The sequence below is a fragment of the Microbacterium testaceum genome, from assembly GCF_001476285.1.
Taxonomy (GTDB): Bacteria; Actinomycetota; Actinomycetes; order Actinomycetales; family Microbacteriaceae; genus Microbacterium; species Microbacterium testaceum_B.
In genome coordinates this window covers 1-9,362 of the sequence record NZ_LDRU01000102.1, presented here as the reverse complement: position 1 = coordinate 9,362, position 9,362 = coordinate 1, and the positions used below count along the sequence as shown (strand labels likewise).

The 9,362-nt window shown below is 69.2% G+C and carries 7 protein-coding genes; 6 read left to right on the top strand and 1 reads right to left on the bottom strand.

The features are described from left to right. Window positions 1-31: 31 nt before the first annotated feature. Window positions 32-958, bottom strand: coding sequence for a heme o synthase (locus tag NS283_RS16035; RefSeq protein WP_058597859.1), 927 nt, complete (start codon window positions 956-958; stop codon window positions 32-34). Between the two features lie 228 nt (window positions 959-1,186). On the opposite strand from NS283_RS16035, the gene tkt reads away from it, so the two are divergent. From tkt to pgl, 6 genes are read left to right on the top strand one after another with little or no spacing between them, the layout of a single operon-like run. Continuing rightward, complete coding sequence (tkt, locus tag NS283_RS16030; protein WP_058597858.1) at window positions 1,187-3,286, top strand: transketolase; 2,100 nt, start codon at window positions 1,187-1,189, stop codon at window positions 3,284-3,286. Between the two features lie 18 nt (window positions 3,287-3,304). After that, entirely contained in the window at window positions 3,305-4,426 is a 1,122-nt protein-coding gene (tal, locus tag NS283_RS16025; RefSeq protein WP_058597857.1) for a transaldolase, read from the top strand. Next, entirely contained in the window at window positions 4,423-6,048 is a 1,626-nt protein-coding gene (locus tag NS283_RS16020) for a glucose-6-phosphate isomerase (protein WP_058597856.1), read from the top strand. Before tal ends, NS283_RS16020 begins: the two co-directional genes overlap by 4 nt. A 3-nt stretch (window positions 6,049-6,051) precedes the next feature. Beyond that, window positions 6,052-7,602 carry a glucose-6-phosphate dehydrogenase gene (zwf, locus tag NS283_RS16015; RefSeq protein ID WP_058597855.1) on the top strand — a complete coding sequence of 517 codons (1,551 nt, stop codon included), beginning with the start codon at window positions 6,052-6,054 and terminating at the stop codon, window positions 7,600-7,602. Further along, window positions 7,599-8,546 carry a glucose-6-phosphate dehydrogenase assembly protein OpcA gene (locus tag NS283_RS16010; RefSeq protein ID WP_058597854.1) on the top strand — a complete coding sequence of 316 codons (948 nt, stop codon included), beginning with the start codon at window positions 7,599-7,601 and terminating at the stop codon, window positions 8,544-8,546. Before zwf ends, NS283_RS16010 begins: the two co-directional genes overlap by 4 nt. Beyond that, the gene (pgl, locus tag NS283_RS16005; RefSeq protein ID WP_058597853.1) at window positions 8,543-9,334 is read left to right on the top strand and encodes a 6-phosphogluconolactonase; all 792 of its coding nucleotides are present in this window, start codon (window positions 8,543-8,545) and stop codon (window positions 9,332-9,334) included. The genes NS283_RS16010 and pgl overlap by 4 nt, the downstream gene beginning before the upstream one ends. Window positions 9,335-9,362 lie beyond the last annotated feature (28 nt).

The window sequence follows — 9,362 nt, the reverse complement described above, 5'->3', positions numbered from 1 at the left end:
GGGGCGGGCGCTTTCTCGTGGACGCAGACCGTCAGAACGGCAGCAGCGGATCCACGGCGATCGCGACGAACAGGAGCGTGAGATACGTGATCGAGGCGTGGAACACGCGCATCGGCCGGGGCTCGCCACCCCGTACGGCACGGGAGTACAGGCGGTGCGATTCGTAGATGAACCACCCACCGAAGACGACCGCCGAGACCGTGTAGACGAGACCCATGGATGCCACGGGGATGAGCAGCAACGAGCAGGCGACGGTGGCCCACGCGTACAGGATGACCTGGAGGCCCACCTGCGATCCACTACGGGTCGCGCCGAGCATGGGCACATCGACCTCGTCGTACTGATCGGCGTACTTCATCGACAGCGGCCAGTAGTGCGGGGGTGTCCACAGGAACACCAGCGCGAAGAGGATGAACGGCGCCCAGGAAAGGGATCCGGTCACGGCCGACCACCCGATGAGCACGGGGAAGCAGCCGGCGATCCCGCCCCACACGATGTTCTGTTCGGTGCGGCGCTTGAGGATCATCGTGTAGATCACGACGTAGAAGAAGATGGCCGCGGCCGACAGACCCGCAGCGAGCGTGTTGGTGAAGGCCCACAGCCACACGGTCGAGAACACCGCGAGCGTCCACGCGAAGACGAGCGCTCCCCGCGGCGACACCTCGCCGGTGACGAGCGGCCGGTTCTCGGTGCGCTGCATGTGCGCGTCGATGTCTCGATCGAGGTACATGTTGAACGCCGCGGCGGATCCGGCACTCAACGAACCGCCGATGACGGTCGCGAAGATGAGCCACAGGTTCGGCAGGCCGCCCTGCGCGAGGATCATGACCGGCACCGTCGTGACGAGCAGAAGCTCGAGCACACGCGGCTTCGTCAGAGCGACGTAAGCGCGAATGGTTCGTCCGACGGAGCGGCGATCGGTCGTCGCAATGACGTGCGACGTCGTCGAGATGTCCATCGTCCCCCGGGGTAGCGCGTATGAAACCTCCACGATTCTACGCCATGCCCACCACACGACCGGCCGCCTGTCGACCCCCGTCACGGACCGCAACGGTCGCGGTCGATCTCGCTATGCTGGCCGTGAACGCGCGCCCCGCGCCGACACCCCACCCCTCTCCCACTCCTACGGTGGTGAGTGCGGCGTCGGAAGTGATCCGGGCGCAAAGTATCGAGAAAGGCGACCCTGTTGTCGGACTTCGAATGGGACGAGATCGATCGGCGCGCGGTGGACACCGCTCGCATCCTCGCGGCGGATGCCGTTGAGAAGGTGGGCAACGGCCACCCCGGAACGGCGATGTCGCTGGCTCCCGCCGCGTACCTGCTGTACCAGCGCGTGATGCGGCACGACCCGGCCGACACGCACTGGCCGGGCCGCGACCGTTTCATCCTCTCCGCCGGTCACTCCTCGCTCACGCAGTACGTGCAGCTCTACCTCGGTGGTTTCGGCCTCGAGCTGAAAGACCTCGAGGCGCTGCGCACCTGGGGTTCGCTCACCCCGGGCCACCCCGAGTACGGCCACACCGACGGCGTCGAGATCACCACCGGCCCGCTCGGCCAGGGCCTCGCCTCCTCGGTCGGCTTCGCCTACGCGGCGCGCTACGAGCGCGGCCTCTTCGACCCGGAGTCCCCCGCCGGCGAGAGCCCCTTCGACCACTACGTCTACGTCATCGCCGGTGACGGCGACCTCCAGGAGGGCGTGACCAGCGAGGCGTCCTCGCTGGCCGGCCACCAGGAGCTCGGCAACCTCATCGCGATCTACGACTCCAACCAGATCTCGATCGAGGACGACACGAACGTCGCCTTCACCGAGGACGTGCAGAAGCGCTACGAGGCCTACGGCTGGCACGTCCAGACCGTCGACTGGAAGAAGACCGGTCAGTACGTCGAAGACGTCGCCGAGCTCTACTCCGCGATCGAGGCCGCCAAGGGCGAGACCAGCAAGCCGTCGCTCATCATCCTCAAGACGATCATCGGCTGGCCCTCGCCCGGCAAGCAGAACTCCGGCAAGATCCACGGCTCGGCGCTCGGCGCCGACGAGCTGCGGGCCACCAAGGAGGTGCTCGGCTTCGACCCCGAGCAGAACTTCGCCGTCGCCGACGAGGTGATCGCCCACACGCGCGAGCTCGTCGAGCGCGGCGAGGCCGAGAAGGCCGCCTGGCAGCAGAAGTTCGACGCCTGGGCCGCCGCCCACCCCGAGCGCAAGCAGCTGTGGGACCGCCTCCAGGCCCGCGAGCTCCCCGCCGACATCGCCGACGCGCTTCCCGCCTTCGAGGCGGGCAAGGACGTGTCCACCCGCGCCGCCTCGGGCACCGTGATCAACGCGCTGGCCGCCGAGCTCCCCGAGCTCTGGGGAGGCTCGGCCGACCTCGCCGAGTCGAACCTGACGACGATCAAGGATGCCAAGTCCTTCATCCCCACCTCGTGGTCGACGCACGAATGGTCCGGCGATCCGTACGGCCGCGTGCTGCACTTCGGCATCCGCGAGCACGCCATGGGCGCGATCCTCAACGGAATCGTCCTCCACGGGCCCACCCGGCCCTTCGGCGGCACGTTCCTCATCTTCAGCGACTACATGCGCCCGCCGGTGCGTCTGGCCGCCCTGATGAACATCCCGACGATCTTCGTCTGGACGCACGACTCGGTCGCCCTCGGCGAGGACGGCCCGACGCACCAGCCGATCGAGCAGCTCGCGACGCTCCGCGCGATCCCCAACTTCGCTCTCGTGCGTCCCGCGGACGCCAACGAGACGAGCGTCGTGTGGCTCGAGATGCTTCGCCGCACCGCCGGCCCCGCCGGTATCGCCCTGACCCGCCAGAACATCCCCGTGTTCGCGCGCGGCGAGGGCGAGGCATCCGGTGACGAGTTCGCGTCGGCCGCGGGTGCCGTCAAGGGTGCGTACGTCCTGGCCGAGGCGGCGAACGGCGAGCCCGACGTCATCCTCATCGCCACCGGCTCCGAGGTGCAGCTCGCCGTCCAGGCGCGCGAGACGCTCGCCGCTGAGGGCGTGCACGCCCGCGTGGTGTCGGCTCCGTCGCTCGAGTGGTTCGCCGAGCAGGACGAGGCGTACCGCGAGTCGGTGCTCCCCTCCTCGGTCAAGGCGCGCGTGTCGGTCGAGGCCGGTTCCGCGCTCAGCTGGCACGGCATCGTCGGCGACGCCGGTCGTTCGGTCGCGATCGAGCACTTCGGTGCGTCGGCCGACTACAAGACCCTTTTCCAGAAGTTCGGCATCACGGCCGAGGCCGTCGTCGAGGCCGCGCGCGACTCGATCGCCGCCGCCAAGAAGTAATACGAGGAGACAACGACAATGAGCACTCCCACCGAAGACCTGTCCGCCGCGGGTGTCAGCATCTGGCTCGACGACCTCTCGCGTCAGCGCATCCAGTCCGGCAACCTCGCCGAGCTGATCGACTCGCGCAACGTCGTGGGCGTCACCACCAACCCCACGATCTTCGCCGGCGCGCTGTCGAAGGGCGAGGCCTACGAGGGCCAGGTCAAGGAGCTGGCCGCCGCCGGAGCCGACGTCGACGAGGCGATCTTCTCGATCACCACCGACGACGTGCGCGACGCGTGCGACATCTTCCTGCCCGTCTTCGAGGCCACCGACGGGGTCGACGGCCGCGTGTCGATCGAGGTCTCACCCGATCTCGCGCACGACACCGAGGGCACCATCGCCCAGGCGAAAGACCTCTCGGCCAGGGTCGACCGCAAGAACGTCCTCATCAAGATCCCCGCGACCAAGGCGGGCCTGCCGGCCATCACCGAGGTCATCGGTGCCGGCATCTCGGTCAACGTCACGCTGATCTTCAGCCTCGAGCGGTACGCCGAGGTCATCGACGCCTACCTTGCCGGCGTCGAGAAGGCTCAGGCCGCCGGTCACGACATCTCGACCCTCCAGTCGGTCGCGTCGTTCTTCGTCTCGCGCGTCGACACCGAGATCGACAAGCGTCTGGCCGCGATCGGCACCGATGAGGCCGCGGCGCTCAAGGGCAAGGCCGGCATCGCCAATGCCCGCCTCGCGTACGAGCTCTACGAGAAGAAGTTCGCCGAGGACCGCGCGAAGGCCCTCCTGGCCGCCGGCGCCACCGTCCAGCGCCCGCTGTGGGCCTCGACCGGCGTCAAGGACCCGGCCCTGCCCGACACGCTCTACGTGACCGAGCTGGTCGCTCCCGGCACCGTCAACACGATGCCCGAGAAGACGCTCGAGGCGACCTTCGACCACGGCGTCATCACCGGCGACACGGTCACCGGCGCGTACGCAGAGGCGCACGAGGTCTTCGACCGTCTCGCGGCCGTGGGCGTCGACGTCGCCGATGCGACGCAGACGCTCGAGGACGAGGGCGTCGAGAAGTTCATCGCTTCCTGGCACGAGCTGCAGGACACGGTGAAGACCGCTCTCGACGCCGGAAGCGCCCAGGCCGCGCAGTGACGTTCGAGGTCAAGGTCACCGGCCACGTCAAGTCGGTCGTCGACGCCGAGCTCCCCGGCTTGGTCGGGTCGCTCGTGGCATCCGGCATCACCGCCGGCGACGCGAGCCTGTGGGGCCCGGCTGCCGAGGACGAGGCCTCTCGCCGGCTCGGATGGGTGCAGGCGGTCTCCGTCTCGCGCCCGCTCGTCCCCGAGATCACCGCCCTGCGCGACGAGTTCGTCGCGCAGGGCGTGACCCGCGTCGTGCTGGCCGGCATGGGCGGCTCGTCGCTTGCGCCGGAGGTCATCGCCCAGTCCGCCGGCGTCCCGCTGGTGATCCTCGACTCGACCGCCCCCGGACAGGTGCTCGCCGCGATCGACGGCGACGCTGAAGCGGGCGGGCTCGCGCAGACGCTCCTCGTGGTCTCGAGCAAGTCGGGGTCCACGATCGAGACCGACTCCGCCAAGCGGGCATTCGAGGCCGCCTACCGCGACCTCGGCATCGACCCCGCCGAGCGCATCGTCGTGGTCACCGACCCCGGCTCCCCGCTCGAGCAGGCCGCTCGTGCCGACGGCTACCGTGTCTTCACGGCAGACCCCACGGTGGGCGGTCGCTATTCGGCCCTCACGGCCTTCGGTCTGGTCCCGGCGGGTCTCGCGGGCGTCGACATCGAAGATCTCCTGAACGAGGCGGATGCCACCCTCCTCGAGGTCGCGATCGACTCCCCCGAGAACCCGGCGCTCGTGCTGGCCGCGGCGATCGCGGGCGGCGGCGAGCACCGCCGCGACAAGCTCGGCCTCGTGATGGACGACGCTCACCTCCCCGGCCTGCCGGACTGGATCGAGCAGCTGATCGCCGAGTCCACCGGCAAGCAGGGAACCGGCATCCTTCCGGTCGTGCTGCTCCCGGTGTCTCCCGAGGTCGAGTCGACTCCCGAAGACCTGCAGGTCGCGCGTTTCGTCGACGACGCCCACAAGCTGCACCTGTTCGAGCATCATCACGGCGAGATCCTCGTCAGCGGTTCGCTCGGCGCGCAGTTCGTCGTGTGGGAGTACGCGACGGCGATCGCCGGCCGCATGCTCGGCATCGACCCGTTCGACCAGCCCGACGTCGAGTCGGCGAAGGTCGCCACGCGCGGTCTGCTCGACGCGCGACCCGCACCCACTCCCCCGGCGTTCGTCGTCGACGGTGTCGAGGTGCGCGTCTCCGACCCCGCGTTGGCCGCGAGCGGAACCGTCGCGGGCGTCCTCGAGGCGCTGTGGGCCACGGTTCCCGCCGACGGCTATGTCAGCATCCAGGCGTACGTGAACCGACTCGACGTTCCGCAGCTCCACGGACTGCGCGAACTGGTCGCCGCCGATGCGGGACGCCCGACGACCTTCGGGTGGGGGCCGCGGTTCCTGCATTCGACGGGGCAGTACCACAAGGGAGGGCCGGCCAACGGCGTCTTCCTCCAGATCACCGAACGCACCGACGTCGACCTCGAGATCCCGGGGCGCCCGTTCACGTTCAGTGAGCTCATCCAGGCACAGGCTGCGGGTGACGCGAGCGTGCTGGCGGAGGGCCACGGCCGCCCCGTCGTCACGCTGACGCTGACAGACCCGCAGATCGACGTTCTTTCACTCTTCGAGGCGGCACAGTAGAGCATGGTCGTAGAGATCACCCCGGGCCATAACCCCCTTCGCGATCCTGAGGATCGCCGGCTGAGCCGGATCGCCGGCCCCAGCGCACTCGTCATCTTCGGCGTGACGGGAGACCTGTCGCGCAAGAAGCTCATGCCGGCGGTCTACGACCTCGCCAACCGCGGGCTTCTGCCGCCGGGCTTCGCTCTCGTGGGCTTCGCGCGCCGGGACTGGGAAGACCAGGACTTCGCGAAGGTCGTCTACGAGTCGGTCAAACAGTACGCCCGCACCGAATTCCGCGAAGAGACCTGGAAGGAGCTCCTCGAGGGCATCCGGTTCGTCCAGGGCGAGTTCGACGATCCGGCGGCGTTCCAGCGCCTGCGCGAGACCGTCGATCGTCTCGACGTGGAGCGCGGGACGATGGGCAACCACGCCTACTACCTGTCGATCCCCCCGAAGGCGTTCCCGCTCGTCACCACGCAGCTCAAGGCCTCGGGCCTCGTCGGCGGAGACGCCGACAAGACGAGCGGGTGGCGACGTGTCGTCATCGAGAAGCCCTTCGGCCACGACCTCGCCTCGGCACGCGCGCTGAACGAAGTCGTCGAGAGCGCTTTCCCGGCGGACTCGATCTTCCGGATCGACCACTACCTCGGCAAGGAGACGGTCCAGAACATCCTCGCGCTGCGCTTCGCGAACGAGCTCTACGAGCCCATCTGGAACCGCAACTACGTCGATCACGTGCAGATCACCATGGCCGAAGACATCGGCGTGGGTGGGCGTGCCGGCTATTACGACGGGATCGGCGCCGCTCGCGACGTCATCCAGAACCACCTCCTGCAGCTGCTCGCCCTCACGGCGATGGAGGAGCCCATCAGCTTCAACGCCGCCGACCTGCGTGCCGAGAAGGAGAAGGTGCTCGCCGCCGTCCGCCTCCCGGAGAACCTCGCCGAGGCGACCGCTCGCGGCCAGTACGCGGGTGGCTGGCAGGGCGGCGAAGAGGTTCTCGGCTTCCTCGAGGAAGACGGTATGAACCCCGAGTCCGTGACCGAGACGTACGCCGCGATCAAGCTCGAGATCAACACCCGCCGTTGGTCGGGCGTGCCGTTCTACGTCCGAAGCGGGAAGCGTCTCGGCCGCCGCGTCACCGAGGTCGCCGTCGTCTTCAAGCGCGCGCCGCAGCAGCTGTTCTCGCGCAGTCAGACGCAGGAACTGGGGCAGAACGCGCTCGTCATCCGCGTCCAGCCCGACGAGGGCGTCACGATCCGGTTCGGCTCCAAGGTCCCCGGCGACGGCACCCAGGTGCGCGACGTCACGATGGACTTCGGCTACGGCCACGCCTTCACCGAGGCGAGCCCCGAAGCGTACGAGCGACTCATCCTCGACGTCCTTCTGGGTGACCCGCCGCTCTTCCCCCGCCACGAGGAGGTCGAGCTCAGCTGGAAGATCCTCGACCCGATCGAGGAGTTCTGGGCCGCCCAGGGCGGTCCGCTGGAACAGTATTCGCCCGGATCGTGGGGCCCGGCATCCGCCGACGAGCTCCTCGCCCGCGACGGCCGCACCTGGAGGCGCCCGTGATCATCGACCTGCCCGACACCACCGTCAGCGCGATCTCGAAGAAGCTCGTCAGCGTCCGCGAAGAAGGCGGAGCCGTCGCTCTCGGTCGCGTCCTGACCCTTATCATCGTCACGCACCACGGCGCCGAGGAAGAGGTCATCGAGGCCGCGAACGACGCCTCGCGCGAGCACCCGATGCGCGTCATCGCCGTGCTCTTCGGCGACGAAGACGAGGCTCCCCGTCTGGACGCCCAGATCCGCGTCGGCGGGGACGCCGGGGCGAGCGAGGTCGTGGTGCTGCGCGCCCACGGCGCCGCGGGCTCCAACGCCGAGAGCCTGGTCACGGGTCTCCTCCTCCCGGATGCGCCCGTGGTCGCCTGGTGGCCGGCCGACGCGCCCGAGAACCCCTCGAAGTCGGCGATCGGCCGGATCGCTCAGCGCCGCATCACGGACGCGTCCTCTCAGGAGGACCCGGCCGCGTGGGTCGCCCGCTTGGGCGAGCATTACGCCCCCGGAGACACCGATTTCGCCTGGACGCGCCTTACGCGCTGGCGCGAGCAGCTCGCGGCGGTCCTCGATCAGCCGCCGTACGAGCCGGTCACGGCCATTGAGGTCAAGGGCGCGACGGACTCCCCGTCGACGGCCCTGCTCGCCGCGTGGCTCGGCCTCAAGCTGGAAGCGCCCGTCGACTACACCTACCTGTCGCCGGATGAGTGGGCCACCGGCATCAAGTCGGTGCGCCTGACCCGTGAGAGCGGCGACACCCTCCTCGAACGGCCCGAGCCTGCGGTCGCGGTGCTGACCCAGCCGGGACAGCCCACGCACGACCTCGCGTTCCCCCGCCGGACGCTGCGCGAGTGCCTCGCCGAGGAGCTTCGTCGCCTCGACCCCGACGTACTCTACGGCCGCGTCATCACCGAGTGCGCGCACCTTCTGCGCACCGCGGACGAGCGGAGCGACGCATGAGCGAGAACGGTGCGTCGAAGCGCGTCATCATCAAGCGCGACCCCGACACCCTGGCCGAGTACGTCGCGACGCGGTTCGTGAACCGCATCGTCAAGCGTGTCGCCGAGGGGAAGCGCATGCACGTGTGCCTCACGGGCGGAACGATGGGCGGCGCGGTCCTGCGCACCGCCGCGCGCGACCCCCGCATCGCCGAGATCGACTGGTCGCTCGTTCACTTCTGGTTCGGTGACGAGCGCTTCGTGCCGCGCGACTCCGACGACCGCAACGAGAAGCAGGCGCGCGAGGCGTTCCTCGACGGGCTCGACATCCCCGCCGCGAACATCCACGCCGTCGCGTCGTCGGACGAGGGTCTCGACCTGGATGCCGCCGCCATCGCGTACGCGGACGAGCTCGCGCAGTTCGCGCCCTCCGACCGCAGCGAGACGGGTCCGTGGCCGTCGTTCGACATCTGCTTCCTCGGTGTGGGGCCGGACGCGCACATCGCGTCGCTCTTCCCCGACCGCTCCGAGATCTCGGTGACCGATCGCGCAACGGTCCCCGTGCGGGACTCCCCCAAGCCCCCGAGCGACCGCGTGTCCCTCACGCGACCGGTCATCAACTCGTCGAAGCGCGTGTGGATGGTCATCGCCGGAGCCGACAAGGCCGCCGCGCTCGGTCTCGCCCTCGCCGGTGCGAGCTACCAGAGCGTTCCCGCCGCGGGAGCCAAGGGTCGTCGTCGCACCGCGTTCTTCGTCGACGAGTCGGCCGCCGATCAGGTTCCCCCGCAGCTCATCGACCGCGAGTACTGAGACCCGCAAACGAGAAGAGACCGGATGC

Bases quoted from the DNA above. Each gene is read 5' to 3' on its own strand.
- NS283_RS16035 (WP_058597859.1), bottom strand. From the start codon at position 958: ATGGACATCTCGACGACGTCGCACGTCATTGCGACGACCGATCGCCGC.
- pgl (WP_058597853.1), top strand. From the start codon at position 8,543: ATGAGCGAGAACGGTGCGTCGAAGCGCGTCATCATCAAGCGCGACCCC.
- tal (WP_058597857.1), top strand. From the start codon at position 3,305: ATGAGCACTCCCACCGAAGACCTGTCCGCCGCGGGTGTCAGCATCTGG.
- zwf (WP_058597855.1), top strand. From the start codon at position 6,052: ATGGTCGTAGAGATCACCCCGGGCCATAACCCCCTTCGCGATCCTGAG.